The organism is uncultured Olegusella sp. (assembly GCF_947253395.1).
Taxonomy (GTDB): Bacteria; Actinomycetota; Coriobacteriia; order Coriobacteriales; family Atopobiaceae; genus Olegusella.
Genome location: NZ_CAMXYY010000042.1, coordinates 1 through 12,928, shown reverse-complemented (window position 1 = coordinate 12,928; position 12,928 = coordinate 1). Strand labels below are relative to the sequence as shown.

Below are 12,928 nucleotides of genomic sequence, written 5' to 3'. Positions count from 1 at the left end.
AGTATTTCAGCATATTCTTCCTCACTGATTTGGATACTGTGGCCGCTCGCCTTTGCCATATGCTCGCAAAGCAGCCACCAGCGCCCATAACCAGCGACCCCGCGACGTCTGAGCAGCTTGCGGCACTTGATATCGCTTGCCGCATCTGCATCGTGCGAAAAGTAGGCAAGCGGTTCTGCCGCTGCTACTTCAACGTCCTGGGCCGTCACAGCCACTTGCCCACACCCCCTATCACTTCGTTCACTTCATCGCGCAATAAAGCTCTGGCCTGCATTTCTATTCTTCAATTGGCGTGTTCTCATGGGCTTTGTGCTCAAGAAATGCTTGAACTTTATGCCATATATCGAAAAATTCTTTGCGCGTAAGTCCGTAATCATCGCAATAAGCATCGATATAGCAATCCGCATGTCCTAAAACCTTGCTGATAAGTTGCGCTACCGCGTCAAGATTTGGCACCCCATCGAGTACAACAACATCAGATGTAATAGACACTACTTGAGTGCCTGGTAGCTCATAAATGGTGCAGTTTTGCGCTTCCATCGCCTTGTTTTCTTGCTCTTCAAACGGCAATTCATCCTGAATGGGCTCGATGCTCAGTTCAACAGGCATGCTCAGTAGCTGCAAGCGCGATAGCTCTCCTGCGTCTTTTGCGGTTGGTGTGACTTCAAATTGCAGCTTTCCTACACCACCGCTGCACTCAAATTTCTTGTAAGCTGATTTAATTTTCATGGTGGTAATCCTTTTTCTCGCCAAAAAGTGTTTGCTGCATCGGTTCTGTGCGCGTATTCCAACGCTCAATTGCAAGTTCTTTGGTTATAGCGGATGGCCCTACAGCTGCGCATGAGCACGATACGAACCACCCCCAGCGACCAGAGCTTTTTACGCGCTGTGTGGTGCCACCGCAAAAGGGGCAGGGCTTAAGGCTAGTCATTGCAGCTCACCACCCTAGCTCCGCAATTGGGGCAATATCGGCACTCAAGCGGCATGTCCTCGCCGCAAGCTGAGCATTTGACACTTTTTAGGGTGAAATAATCATCCTCTAGCTCAACTACGGGTTCGCACACAGGGTCTATCAGATCGGCTAGTCTGTGCGCTGCCATTTGAGATGTAACCGTCTCTTCCATGAGGTCGCGGGCATCATCACCAAATGCCGCAAACGCCACGTTTAATAGCAACGGCATGTCTTTGTGAGCGTCGGCGTTCTTGCGCAGGTTTTCGGCTACCTCTTTACGCTCTGCATCTGTAGGCTTACTCATTTGCCTCACCTGCCAATTTGCGGCAACGAGCAACGAGCTCATCTTTTGAGCAGCCATGTTTTAGCATTAGCTCTTCGCCGTCTTCGGCGATAAAATCCATGCCCGTATTAAAGGCATCTTGGATAATGCACTCCCAGCTATCTGGCTTGGTTATGGTGAAATCGCTTGAGCGATACAGCTTTGCAAGCTCTTTGCCCTCGTTAGACTTTGAGAGCATCAAGTTGAATTTACCGCTTGATAATCCCTGCACATGGTAGATATTGCCGTCTTTATCGTAGACAGTAGAGTTGATATAGATTTGCTTGCCGTCTTTGTCAGTCGGCAGCTCGACATAGTGCCGCTCAATGCTGTCGGCGATAGCTTCAAGGATGGCGCTCGTAGGGTATAGATACTCCTCGCCGTCTGCTTTGGCTTTGATTCCAATATCTTCCATGATGCGAGCTCGGTCGTATGATGGGTTATTTTCATACATATCCGCGTATTTGCGCAATTGCTTAGGTGTGATTTTTGGTGTCATTTTTGCTCCTCAAATTGAACATTTACGGTCGTGCAGTAGCCATACGAGATGGTTTCTATCATCGAGCTCATAAAATTGTTTATCATTTCATTACGTGTGCTATCCTTTTCAAGTTCGCGCTTAATCGCCTCCTTAAGCGCTGGGCGATTTTCCTCGAGGGCTTCTTTAAGTGCAGATTTTGCTTCATCTTGGATGGCCTTTTTAACAATGTACTCGAGGTACGTTATGCCGCTTTCGCGCCCCCACGAGCTTGTTGCTATCTTGCCGTCCTTATCGACCTTGATACTTAGCACCTCATGTACCAGCTGCTCTGCAAGTCCGTTATCGCTCATGCTTGCTAAAATTGCCGCTTTAGTAGTCTCAACTACTGCGCTTTTAATGATTGACTCGTCAATGTTGAGTCCAATGATGTTCTTGTCCATGCTCTACCTCACTAAAATGGGATATCCTCGTCATATACGTCTGGTGCTGGTGCTTGCTGTGGCGCGTTATAGGCAGCAGCAGATGCATAAGTGGGCATTTGTTCCTGTTGGTATGTTTGCGTCTGCTGTGCTGGGGCTGGCTTGCTCTGCGCGTATGGTTGGGCGGATGCAGGCTGGCTTTTTCGTGGTGGCAATACGATGTTGTGTGCCACAACTTCAAGCTTTGAGCGCTTATTTCCGTCTTTGTCCGTCCAAGACGAATAGCGCAACTCGCCTTCAATGGTCACTTTCATGCCTTTGGCAAGGATGCTTGATAGTGACTGTGCTCGCGCTCCAAAGATGGTGCAGTCGATGAAGTTTGGCACGTCACTGTAGCTACCGTTCTGCTGTTTAACGCTCCTGTTGCTTGCAATGCTAAACTTGAGCACTGACGCGCCGCTTTGCGCTGCCTTTAGTTCAGGGTCGCGTGTGAGATTTCCTGTGAGCACCACGGTGTTGATGTCGCTCATGCTACTCACCAATTTTCAAGAGATTCTCACGCTGGTTCTTGCCTAAGCCACCAATGCGCTTCATGCCCTTGATGCAGTTGTCATCCATCCACTTGCTAGTTTTAGCTTTTCCCCAGTTAGGCAACGCCTGTAGTAGCTGGTAAACCTTCATACGCTTGGCAATTTTTGAGCCACTATCTGCCATCTCAAAAACGTCTTTGATTGTGGTTTTACCTGCTTTAATGCTTTTCAGTAGCTCCGCGCGTTCTTGTCGGGCTGCAACTGCCTTTTTCATGGCTTCTCGGCGTTGCTCATCAGTAAGTGTTGGAAGGCTCATTTTTGACTCCTTACAGTCGTATATTTGGCACATTTCTATACATGCCTAATTACATAAAAAATGATTAGAATTCTTGGTCTGTTTCGTACAGTTCTGCTTCTTCTGGAACATCTTTGGATTCGTGACTGATATAAGGGGTTTCGGCGGCTACAGCGGCTTCTTGTGGCTCCTGAATCACGCCATCTGCATCTACAATGACTGGCTTAAAAATTCCACTGTAATCTGGCGTGTTTTCGTCTTCTGCAACGGCGGTTTTTGCTTCCACCGATACGGGCAGATATTTAGCTGCGTGGCGAATGACGGTTTTGAGCGCCATTGCTTCATAATCAGTGCTCCATGGACTAAAACCAGAGCTTGCAGCTTTAGAACGCTTGCGAATAGCGTCAACCTCTTTTTTGGTCATTGTCTCAAAGACAAAACCGCCACCCATAAGCTGTGCGCACATGTAAACGTCTGTAAGCTTGCTTTCTGTGTGCTCAGCATCTTTATTGGCGACAAACTTAAAGTGCTGACCTCCTTCATCTTCCCAGTGCGTGTATTCGTCACCCTCATAGACTGCCTGTGCGTGGATGCTTTTAAGCTGGCCAGAACGGCGGCAAAGCTCAATGATGCCTTTGTAGCCCAAAATAAACTGTGCTTGCATCTTCCCATGGTTGCGGTAGGGCAAAACGTATGCCATGCCCAAGCCGTCAACTGCTGATGGCTCAAGACCTAAAGCGCTGCATTTCATGACGCACGAACAAAGGCTCATTGCATCACATTCTGCAAGCTTTGGCGTTTGGTTAATTGACGATACGGCAAGCTGAAATAGGCGCTCACTGCTCATATGCTTAGGCATGACTGCTGAAATCTTGTCCCAGTTGTTCGCCAACAAACGCCTGATGTTGTCATCGGGTCGAGCGTGTGTAAGCTGGTTGTTTTGTGCTACCTGTGCTAACTGTCCCATTAAAACTCCTTTACTCTAATTCCGCCATTGCGTACATATGACTGCTGGTATTGCTTTACTAATTCGGGGTGCTCTGCTTCTAAGCGCTTCTGGTCAAGCTTTGAGCTGGTACTTCTGATCCATGTGACACGTGCAATATCAGTTATGATTCCTTTACTGCTGCCAATGATTGACATGAGCGTTGTTGCAGCTTCCTTCTTCTGGTGTTCAGCCGCTTTTAAGACGCTACAAGCACTCAAATAAGCATCGATTGCTGCATCCGCGGTATCTTTATCACTTGGAGTAATAAAGTCCCCAGAATTAGGCGTGGTTAGCTCTGCATAGGCTTGTTGGTCACTGCTCGTAATTTCAGGCATAATGTCGGCTTTAACAAAGCCTTCCCAGAACTTTTCGCAAGCGGTACGTACTGCTAAAACGTCCTCTTCATCACGCTCTACTATGTGCTCTACGTAATGATTTCCACCGACAAGACACGCAACATAGGCGCGTTTCCAGCCTGTAATGGCGAGATAGGCGGTTACTTGCGTGAGATAGTAGGCGGGAACGCCTTCCTCCCATTCATCCGTCTTTCTTGCGCTTGCAGTCTTAATTTCAAGTACTGCTGGCGTGTCGTCCGCCTGTATTACCATGCGGTCGAGGTTTGCGTGCATATATGGCTGTAGGCGGTCAATAAGCGTTGCTTTTACCTGCTTAATTGTCATATCGGGGTGCTCGTCGGCGAATTTATCCGCTACTTTTTCCTCTAGCACGGTTCCCCAGTAAACAAATTCATTGTCTGATAGGTCTTGTGGCTGCTCACGCCCCGTTTTTTGTAGCCACACCTGCAACGGTGTTGACCATGGTGAGATGCCCATAATTGCAGCAACATCACTTCCGCCGATGCCTTTAGCTCGCAGGTCGTGCCAATCCTGCTCTGTTTCACACTTAACAGCACTAAAATCAACGTCAAAACCGTACTTCTTCCATGTTTTATAGGCGGCTTGTGCTTGAGACACTTATTCCCCTTTCCGCAGCCCATCGATAAGGGCTGGCAATTTCGATTACTGTTTTTTCTTCTATATCGCGTGTTCTCGGTGCTTTTCGTGCATACCAAACAGTCACTTGCGTATCGTCATCCCATGCAACGTTATTAAGCGCGTCCGCAACGCCTTTTAAGCAGTTATCACCGTCAAAACCAACGGTAAACGGCTCTGATTCAATGCGCTTAGGTCTGCTTTTTGGTAGTGGGCTGTAAATGGTGATATACAAAAAGACTTCGTTCGGTTTCGGCACTTTTTCGTAAATGCCCAGCTCTTTACACTTGTTACGATATGCCGCTGCAATGAGCTTTTTGTATTTGCGATTGCTTGGTGGGTCGTACTCATGTGGATATGGTTTTGGAGTCCACCTCGACCTTTTAAGTGGGAAAACAAACGGTACTTCAAACGTGATAGACGGCTCAAAGCTCAAAACTCCCACTAAACCTCCCTCCATCTTGGTTTTGTGTTGTATTTAGCTAAAAGACGATTAACTTCGACAGCAATTTCATGCGCTTGGTCGTGGGCGCACCAAATATCGGCGACAATGTGTTTCGTTCCTGTCGCCGATACGTTTTTGGTTCTATATTTTTCGTAGCTTGGAATAGGTGGATTGCCGTCTTTAAGGTACTCGTCATAGCTGTTGTAGCTGCTCTTAGGCAGCATCAGCACCACGGCTCCCATAAGTCACAGTCTTCTTCTTCTGCTGTTGTGTTCATGGGCATTGCGTATACACATCCGCGATACCCTGCTAGAGTCCCGTTGATTATTCTGCCTTCGACCGCCGTCATACAAACAAGCTGTGGCACTCTTCTTATTCCGTGGCATGAAACTGACCACATGCACGCCGCGCAATAGTGTTCTTTCGGCTCATCTTCCTGCTGGTTCATGTGCTTTTCTGCGCGGTCTAACTCTGCTTGGTAGCAGATGTGTTCTACTTCTTCCTGTGATTGCATAGCTTATCACCTAAATCTGCTGGCTTGCAGGCTTATCTGCTACGCACCCATCTTCAATAATGATGTTGCATGTATCATCCGTCGCGACGCGCGTGCCGATAACTTGTAATCCTTGGTTTTTAGCCCACGCGCCAAACTCGCTAAGAGTTTGACTGTCCATCTGCTCTAGCTTATCAATTAGCACAAATCCGCACTCTGGTTTAGTTGCTCGTACAATTGCAGTAGCTACGCAGAGCTGTTCAGACCCGCTCATGCTTCCCCATGTCTGCCCACGATAGATAAGCTTTCCATCATCGTTGATTGACAAGTCAGCTAATGGCAGCGGTGAATTATCAAGTAGTGCAATCCTGCTTTTACGCAGTGTTTCGAGCTTATTTGTTAGCTCGGTATACTCGTTCTCCGCGTCAACTGCTGCTTGTAAAGCTTGTTGCTTAGCTTTATTGGCTAGAACTTGATTGTTAGTCATTTCAGCGGAAGCAATTTCGTTTTCAATTTCCTCTGTTGATTGGTCGATTAGGCTTTGCGCCTGTTTAAGTGCCAAATTAGCGTTCTCACGTGCTTTCTGTGCCTGTTCCGCTACATGTGCAGCGTAGGCTTGCGCTTTTTCAAGCTGATTTTTAATCTCGCAAATCTGCTGTTCGGCGGTAATCTTTGCGTCCTCTGCCTGTCTTGCTTGGCGGTCAAGCTCTGCTGCTTGCATCCTGTAGCTTTGATTCTTGCTATTTTGCTCCAAAATGGCTTGTTGCTTATGCACTAAATCCGACACGACTACTGGTGCATGTGGCACGCCATTATAAAAAGGCAAATTATCCGCGTACATACGCTTGGATTTAGCATCTCGCCCCACAAGCTGCCTATCTTGGTAGGTGCTGCGAATCTGTTCGTCTATGGTAGATAGTTCCTCATCAATTCCCAGTGTTTGCAGTAACGCCGTTGCTTTATCTGCATCTGAACCCATCATAAAACGTGGTAGATCAAGTGCGAGTTGGCTAATAAATGCGTCGAGAAGCGCTTGTCCACCCTTTCCGCCGTTAACATCAGTAACGCGGAGAGTACCTGATTTACCTTGGCGCTCAACAATAATGCCGTTATCAAGTTCTACTTTAAGCTTTGCTGGTGTATTAGCGCCTTCGCGGTTTGGATTGTCTGGCTTATACTTGCCGCCACCCAAAGCCCATGTGATAGCATCGAGCACACTGGTTTTACCTTGCCCGTTTCTTCCGCCTATAACGGTTAGACCATCTTTTGTAGGCTCAAGCTGCACAGCCTGCACGCGCTTAATGTTTTCAAGTTCTAGTGAGTTAATTTTTACGCTCATGTTTAAACCTCCATGTTTGTTTTTCTTTCAGATAGTCAGATAGCCCATCGCGCTGTATGTACTTGCGCGTACCTATGATTAGTAGCGGGGGCGGATTTTGACTGTTTACAAATTCAGCGATGGCACGTTCGCCTATGCCTGCGTATGCTGCCGCTTCCTTCTGCGTGAGATAAAGCGGGTAGGCGTTAATCTTGTCGCCACTCATAGCACACCTACTAGGCTCATAACGCTGCTTGCGTACCATGGTAGGTAGGCGTGACTAAAGCCCAAGGCGATACCTGTATAAAGCCACGCTGTTAGGTCATACAACAGCTCAAATGCAAGTATTGCAACGACAATAATTAAAGCTGTTCTAACCGTGTTGTCGCGCTCAGTTTTATAGTGATAACGTGGCGTTTCGTAATAGCGGATGTGTTTACGCATGTGTTATCACCTGCTCACAATAGCGGTTGATAAAGTAGACTTGACCTTTGCCTGTTACAAGGGTTGTTCGGTCAATCGAGGTATGACCGTCTGAATGCGTACGAGTGCTCTCTTTAACCTCAAACAAGCCCATCTCTACAGAACGCTGTGTTGGCATGTGATAGTTGCGCCCTTTAGTACCGATTAGATAGCCGTCATTGCATAGCGTCTTAAACAGTCGGTTTTGCCCTGTTTCATATCCGTTCTGCTTGAGTAGCTTTGCGAGCACGCCGACAAGCACAGATGTTTTTGATTGTGTGACTGCATCTGCAAAGAAAGCTTTAGGCTGCATAGCGGCGTTTTCTGCTTGCAAAGCTTTGTTCTTATCCTGCTCTGCTGCTAGCGCTTCAAGCAATTTAATCCCGTTGCGCGGGTCTGCGATAATGCTTTCAATCGTCTGTGGGGTGGCATATGCACCGTGCTTACGGATTGAGGGTAGGACTTCGTGTGTCACCCAGCGCTTATAGCGATTTACAAGCCTGCACTTAGCGTCAATCTCCTCTTGGGGGATTCCGCGTGCTTTTGAAGGCTGAATAATAAATAAGAAGTGGTATAGCCCTGCTTCTGTTAAGTGCGTCATTGTTTGCTTGCCGCCAGGGGTTTCAATTTGCGTACCCCCCTTTTCATCATCGTCAAGCTGTTGCAATACTCGGTTTTTATTCATGACGCCAAAGAACTTGCATATGTCATTTGCAATAAAAAGCGGTTCGCCGCCATCGCCCTTGATAACGCGGATGTCGCCAAACTCTGAATTGCTAAATACTTGAGGTATAATTTCCATGTTTCTTTGTCCTTTCAGGGCACGCCCTTTACGTGTTGCTGCACGTGGAGGGCATTTTTTATTAGTTGTGAAATGCGATAATCCCGAATAAGTCATTTGGAGCGGCAATAATCTTTGAAATGAGGAAAAATGTTTGCAAGCAATAAGGAGACCGCACTCAAAGAAGCGGTAGAGCTTACTAAGGCAGCTATTGAATCAAGTAGCAACGTGCCGCCCATTAACCATCAAGATAAGGTCGCTGGTTTTGTTGAAGCTCTCTATAGAAAGCTCGCGGAGCTTCATGCGGAAGCTGAAATAGAAGATTAAAAGCTTGAAACGAGAATTTGAACAACACTAACCATTGCATCAAGCTCTACCTTGCTGATAGATTGGTGTTTGATTTGTTTCGTCGTAACAGATGATACAAATTCAAGAAGATTCTTTTTTAATTCTTCTTTCTCGCTATTCGTAAGATTAGGCTCTGTTTTATCCACGGCAACTCCGTTCTGCCGCTCCAAATGACCCATTCGGTTTTATCTAGTAATACAAAGGCGCCTAATCCATGACGATTTATAGGCGTCCGCTGTAGTTCTTATTTATCTTTTGAAAATGTTTACTATCAAAGTAATTAAGCATGATGTTAAAAGGATAGTGTTCACTATCAACCAGAATAACTCTGCGTCTGTATAACAGTGCATCAGTACGCCTTCATTGATGCTTTATGCTGCGCATTTATGCCGCGCACCTTATCTAGCTCGCGTGAGGTCTTTTTTGCAAGCTTGCGAATACGTTTTAGCTGCTTCTCAATATCGTCTAGACCGCTAGCCTTTACTTGCAACTCAACGGTTTGTATACGCTTTTCGTCCATGATGAGTACCTTTCCTGAGCAATGAGATTAAAAGCTTGAAGTGCCTAATAAAACATTTGCCCCTTTACCTAGCTCCAGCCCACACGCTCGCAAGCGTCACGGCTGTACATGCTTAAAGCCTTCGGAGAGACATTCCGCAATTCGGTTTTCAAAGAACAAAATTTTGCAAAGTGGTACTAGCCATCTAGTGATGGTGGGTGGTACAGGTTGTTGTTGGTGGTTAGTGGGTGGGCTGCTTCATGTGCCCCATGCGTTCGTCGGACAGCCCGAGCAAATAATCTGTCGTACAATCAAACATCTCAGACATGTTCAGAAGAACAGTTCCTGAGGGCTTAGTCTTTCCAGATTCCCAGCTGCGAACGAGAGATTCAGAAACGTCTAGGCGTCTTGCAAGGTCGCCTTGAGAAAAACCAAATCGCCCACGTTCCCCACGGATGTTGCTAATCACAATTAATCACCTCCCAACTAATCGTTTTCCGATTACTTGAGTTATATACTACACGTTTTCCGATTACTGTCTAGCGAAAATCTTCTTTTTTTACTCGGTTTGTGATTACATATACACAACGACTAATCGGGGGGTGGGTAGATGTCTGATAAAACAAGGCTTAAAGCAGCTAGACAGCGCGTTGGAATGACGCAACAAGATGCCGCTGATGCATCAGGAATTCCTTTAGGAACAATTAGGCGCTGGGAGCAGGGAATAAATGAGCCTGATATTAGCTCGATAATCCAATTAGCAAATCTTTACAGAACTACTACTGATGATTTGCTCGGTAGTAAATATGCAAACTGTCACATTATCACTGCTCGCCCCGTCGATACTACCCCCGTCCCCGTATTGGGGCGCATTGCAGCAGGTACGCCACGCGAAGCGTTGGCTGTATCAGATGAGACTCATGACACCCCCGCAACGCTTGTTGATAGACGTTCCCGTTGCTTCTGGCTCGTGGTGGCAGGAAACTCCATGAACCGTCTGTTCCCAGAAGGCTCGCTCGTGCTCATTGACCCAGATGCTGAGGTTAGAGACGGCGATGTAGCGGCAGTATTTGTAAATGGTGATGACGCCACAATAAAGCGTGTTGAGTACGACAGCGGGATAGTGACGCTATATCCAGAAAGCTATGACGCTGAATACCGTCCTCGTGTGATAGACCAAAGCGACCCAGACGCACCATCATTCCACGCTATAGGACGCGTAGTGAGCTTTACTGCCCCTGACGGATGGAGAGCGTAGCAATTCGGGTGATAGGACGCGTGGTGTGGTACTGCGTGCCTTGGGATTGGGAATTTTAGAAAGGATTGGAAAGATGGAAGAAAAGAAAACAGAGGCATCAGACACAGAAGCGGGTTTAATGTCGTGGATAAAAGAGCATCGCATACTGCTGACAGTTGGCTTACTTGTAACGGTTATTGTTATAGTGGCACTCGTGCAAAATGGTAACAGCGGTTCAACAAGTTCACCTACAACAAACACAAGCGCAAAAACTGAGGGAACTGAAGCGTCCGTAAAAAAGATATGGTTAGAGAATTCCATCGACCGCGCTGAATCAGAAGACCCAGACGAACTTGAGTTAGATAGTCAGAAAGATTTACAAGAAGCTTTAAAGGAAGCCAAGGCGGTTTTTAACGATGAGAATGCAACGCAAGCTGACGTAGATACAGCGAAAAGCAAATTAGACTATGTGCTTGATGAACTCAAATACAAGTCTGCCGACAAAGACGAGCTAAACAAAACAATCGAGAAAGCATCGTCACTAAAAAAGGAGGATTACACCGCTGAGACTTGGGGCGATTTGCAAGACGCGATTGAAAGCGCTAAAACCGTTGCTGAACAGGACGTACGTCAGAGCGCTGTTGATACAGAAACTGCTAATCTAAATGGAGCAATTGACCATCTTGAGAAAGTTTTAAAGCCAGAAGATTATGAATCAGTTCCTTATAAATCAATCGCGCGCACACCAGATAAATACATAGGCAAGAAAGTTAAATTTAGCGGAGAGGTTCTACAGGTTATAGAGGGAGACGACGAGAGCGTAACCCTTCGAGTTGCTACCAGCGGGAGCTATGATGACGTCGTGCTTGTTGTTTACAAACAAAGCATCATGGGGAATACGCACATCTTGGAAGATGACCAAGTAACTTTCTACGGTAATTGCCTTGGAACATACACATATAAGTCAACAATGGGCGGTAATATCACAATCCCCGCTGTAGATGCTGAGCGCATTGATATTAATTCATAGCTTTATTAGCTACTTTAGTAATTTGCAAGGCGCTGTTTCCACGTGTAACAACGCCTTTCCTATATAAATAAAGTAGGTGCCCCATGTCCATCACTAAGCGCAAGCTCAAAAGCGGTAAAACTGTATATGACGTAAGCGAATACATAGGCTTTACCCTGAATGGCAAACGTGACCGCAAAAAAGTTACGTGTTACAGTTCGCGCGAAGCAAAGATAGAGCAGGCAAAGTTGATAGCGCTGCGCGATGCAAGGCGCAACCGTTCTGGTCGTTGTACGTTTGGGCAATATGTAGACGAGTGGTATTGGGCTTCAACTTCTAAGCTCACTGCATCCACGCGTGACACCTACGAAAAAGAGTTGCGCTTGCGCTTGCGTCCTGCGTTTGAAAACATAGACATACGCGACATTAACCGCCCGATGGTGCAGCGCATGGTAGATAGCTGCGAAACAAGATGTGTTGCAAAAAAAGCGTTAGGCGTGCTCAAAACAGTCCTCAATCAGGCTGTAGGTGACGGACTTATTACCTCTAATCCAGCCTTTGCAGCATACAACATGCCACCTGCTGGTAAAAAGCGTGATAACGGGCTTGTGATTACCACATTTGAGGATATGAAGCCGCTTCTGCAAGCGCTTTCTGATTATTCAGTTGTAGATGGTGGTTTTTGCCGCATCCTAGGCGTGCTCGGTTTGCTTATGGGCTTGCGTCCAGAAGAACGCTATGGTCTAGATTGGCAAGATATAGATTTTGAACGCAAGATATGCGCCATAAGAAGAGCCTATTTGCCCGTGTCTGCGCGTGAGGGCAGCAATGACCTTAAAGCACCTAAAACAGAGCTATCAGAGCGTGTATTGCCTATTCCAGAAGAAGTGTGCGCAATGTTGAAAGATTATCGCGATCACAACAGTACAAACAACGTGGGTGCCGTCTTGCAAGGCGTTACTAATAAAAGAGTTTCGCCATCAACTGCGCGGCATAGGTGGGAACGGTTTTTACGCTGGTGTAATGAAACAAGCCGTGTCGTACCATCTATAACCGTTGAAAATTGTCGCCACTCATACGCTACTAGCTATCTTCATGCAGGTGGGAATATTGAGGACTTGTCACGGCTGCTTGGTCACTCAAATATCATGACAACGTTCAAACGCTATGTGCGACCCAGTCATGCAGACTTGGAGCGTAGCGTACACAGCATATTCTCCAGTCCACTTAATGAAAAATTGATAATGACGCATTCGTAACACATGAATCAATAGATTAGCTGGTAGATGGCTAAATTTCTTAGAGTTCGATTCTCCGCGCCTCCACCATGACGTTTCAGGCTCCTATCAGTGTTTCC

23 protein-coding genes are annotated in these 12,928 nt (G+C 46.6%); 4 read left to right on the top strand and 19 right to left on the bottom strand.

What is annotated here, in order from left to right; genetic code table 11:
• The 16 genes from Q0X25_RS04960 to Q0X25_RS04890 form a co-directional block, all read right to left on the bottom strand.
• A partial coding sequence (locus Q0X25_RS04960) for a Lin1244/Lin1753 domain-containing protein (RefSeq protein ID WP_298579411.1) occupies positions 1 to 215 on the bottom strand: 215 nt, incomplete at its 3' end.
• Between the two features lie 61 nt (positions 216 to 276).
• Entirely contained in the window at positions 277 to 729 is a 453-nt protein-coding gene (locus Q0X25_RS04955) for a hypothetical protein (protein WP_298579409.1), read from the bottom strand.
• A complete protein-coding gene (locus tag Q0X25_RS08525) occupies positions 719 to 931 on the bottom strand; it encodes a Lar family restriction alleviation protein (protein WP_367270374.1) in 213 nt (70 codons plus the stop codon). Before Q0X25_RS08525 ends, Q0X25_RS04955 begins: the two co-directional genes overlap by 11 nt.
• Entirely contained in the window at positions 924 to 1,256 is a 333-nt protein-coding gene (locus Q0X25_RS04950) for a zinc ribbon domain-containing protein (protein WP_298579407.1), read from the bottom strand. The genes Q0X25_RS08525 and Q0X25_RS04950 overlap by 8 nt, the downstream gene beginning before the upstream one ends.
• Positions 1,249 to 1,773: a hypothetical protein gene (locus Q0X25_RS04945; RefSeq protein WP_298579405.1), complete on the bottom strand. Its 525-nt coding sequence runs from the start codon at positions 1,771 to 1,773 to the stop codon at positions 1,249 to 1,251. Before Q0X25_RS04945 ends, Q0X25_RS04950 begins: the two co-directional genes overlap by 8 nt.
• A complete protein-coding gene (locus tag Q0X25_RS04940; RefSeq protein WP_298579403.1) occupies positions 1,770 to 2,195 on the bottom strand; it encodes a hypothetical protein in 426 nt (141 codons plus the stop codon). The genes Q0X25_RS04945 and Q0X25_RS04940 overlap by 4 nt, the downstream gene beginning before the upstream one ends.
• Positions 2,196 to 2,206: 11 nt before the next feature.
• A complete protein-coding gene (locus Q0X25_RS04935) occupies positions 2,207 to 2,704 on the bottom strand; it encodes a single-stranded DNA-binding protein (RefSeq protein WP_298579401.1) in 498 nt (165 codons plus the stop codon).
• 1 nt (position 2,705) lies between these two features.
• Complete coding sequence (mihF, locus tag Q0X25_RS04930) at positions 2,706 to 3,020, bottom strand: integration host factor, actinobacterial type (protein WP_298579398.1); 315 nt, start codon at positions 3,018 to 3,020, stop codon at positions 2,706 to 2,708.
• Positions 3,021 to 3,084: 64 nt separating this feature from the next.
• Positions 3,085 to 3,966 carry a recombinase RecT gene (locus Q0X25_RS04925; RefSeq protein WP_298579396.1) on the bottom strand — a complete coding sequence of 294 codons (882 nt, stop codon included), beginning with the start codon at positions 3,964 to 3,966 and terminating at the stop codon, positions 3,085 to 3,087.
• Positions 3,966 to 4,961, bottom strand: a complete 996-nt coding sequence (locus Q0X25_RS04920; RefSeq protein ID WP_298579394.1) for a YqaJ viral recombinase family protein — start codon at positions 4,959 to 4,961, stop codon at positions 3,966 to 3,968. Before Q0X25_RS04920 ends, Q0X25_RS04925 begins: the two co-directional genes overlap by 1 nt.
• Positions 4,936 to 5,424, bottom strand: a complete 489-nt coding sequence (locus Q0X25_RS04915) for a RusA family crossover junction endodeoxyribonuclease (protein WP_298579392.1) — start codon at positions 5,422 to 5,424, stop codon at positions 4,936 to 4,938. Before Q0X25_RS04915 ends, Q0X25_RS04920 begins: the two co-directional genes overlap by 26 nt.
• Positions 5,424 to 5,666: a hypothetical protein gene (locus tag Q0X25_RS04910; protein WP_298579390.1), complete on the bottom strand. Its 243-nt coding sequence runs from the start codon at positions 5,664 to 5,666 to the stop codon at positions 5,424 to 5,426. Before Q0X25_RS04910 ends, Q0X25_RS04915 begins: the two co-directional genes overlap by 1 nt.
• A 282-nt stretch (positions 5,667 to 5,948) precedes the next feature.
• Complete coding sequence (locus tag Q0X25_RS04905; RefSeq protein WP_298579388.1) at positions 5,949 to 7,256, bottom strand: AAA family ATPase; 1,308 nt, start codon at positions 7,254 to 7,256, stop codon at positions 5,949 to 5,951.
• Entirely contained in the window at positions 7,240 to 7,461 is a 222-nt protein-coding gene (locus Q0X25_RS04900) for an excisionase (RefSeq protein ID WP_298579386.1), read from the bottom strand. Before Q0X25_RS04900 ends, Q0X25_RS04905 begins: the two co-directional genes overlap by 17 nt.
• Positions 7,458 to 7,679: a hypothetical protein gene (locus Q0X25_RS04895; protein WP_298579383.1), complete on the bottom strand. Its 222-nt coding sequence runs from the start codon at positions 7,677 to 7,679 to the stop codon at positions 7,458 to 7,460. Before Q0X25_RS04895 ends, Q0X25_RS04900 begins: the two co-directional genes overlap by 4 nt.
• Entirely contained in the window at positions 7,672 to 8,499 is an 828-nt protein-coding gene (locus Q0X25_RS04890; protein WP_298579381.1) for a phage antirepressor KilAC domain-containing protein, read from the bottom strand. The genes Q0X25_RS04895 and Q0X25_RS04890 overlap by 8 nt, the downstream gene beginning before the upstream one ends.
• Positions 8,500 to 8,628: 129 nt before the next feature.
• On the opposite strand from Q0X25_RS04890, the gene Q0X25_RS04885 reads away from it, so the two are divergent.
• Entirely contained in the window at positions 8,629 to 8,805 is a 177-nt protein-coding gene (locus Q0X25_RS04885; protein ID WP_298579379.1) for a hypothetical protein, read from the top strand.
• Here the strand turns inward: Q0X25_RS04885 and Q0X25_RS04880 are convergent.
• The 3 genes from Q0X25_RS04880 to Q0X25_RS04870 form a co-directional block, all read right to left on the bottom strand.
• The gene (locus Q0X25_RS04880; RefSeq protein ID WP_298579376.1) at positions 8,802 to 8,972 is read right to left on the bottom strand and encodes a hypothetical protein; all 171 of its coding nucleotides are present in this window, start codon (positions 8,970 to 8,972) and stop codon (positions 8,802 to 8,804) included. The two genes, Q0X25_RS04885 and Q0X25_RS04880, sit on opposite strands and share 4 nt — an antisense overlap.
• A 203-nt stretch (positions 8,973 to 9,175) precedes the next feature.
• A complete protein-coding gene (locus Q0X25_RS04875) occupies positions 9,176 to 9,346 on the bottom strand; it encodes a hypothetical protein (protein ID WP_298579375.1) in 171 nt (56 codons plus the stop codon).
• A gap of 220 nt (positions 9,347 to 9,566) precedes the next feature.
• Positions 9,567 to 9,794: a helix-turn-helix domain-containing protein gene (locus Q0X25_RS04870; RefSeq protein WP_298579373.1), complete on the bottom strand. Its 228-nt coding sequence runs from the start codon at positions 9,792 to 9,794 to the stop codon at positions 9,567 to 9,569.
• A gap of 141 nt (positions 9,795 to 9,935) precedes the next feature.
• Here Q0X25_RS04870 and Q0X25_RS04865 point away from each other — a divergent pair, with 141 nt between their 5' ends.
• From Q0X25_RS04865 to Q0X25_RS04855, 3 genes are all read left to right on the top strand, one after another.
• Positions 9,936 to 10,583 (top strand): LexA family transcriptional regulator, encoded by a 648-nt coding sequence (locus Q0X25_RS04865; RefSeq protein WP_298579370.1) that lies wholly within the window; start codon positions 9,936 to 9,938, stop codon positions 10,581 to 10,583.
• 73 nt (positions 10,584 to 10,656) lie between these two features.
• Positions 10,657 to 11,592 (top strand): hypothetical protein, encoded by a 936-nt coding sequence (locus Q0X25_RS04860; RefSeq protein ID WP_298579368.1) that lies wholly within the window; start codon positions 10,657 to 10,659, stop codon positions 11,590 to 11,592.
• A gap of 83 nt (positions 11,593 to 11,675) precedes the next feature.
• The gene (locus Q0X25_RS04855) at positions 11,676 to 12,830 is read left to right on the top strand and encodes a site-specific integrase (protein ID WP_298579366.1); all 1,155 of its coding nucleotides are present in this window, start codon (positions 11,676 to 11,678) and stop codon (positions 12,828 to 12,830) included.
• Positions 12,831 to 12,928 lie beyond the last annotated feature (98 nt).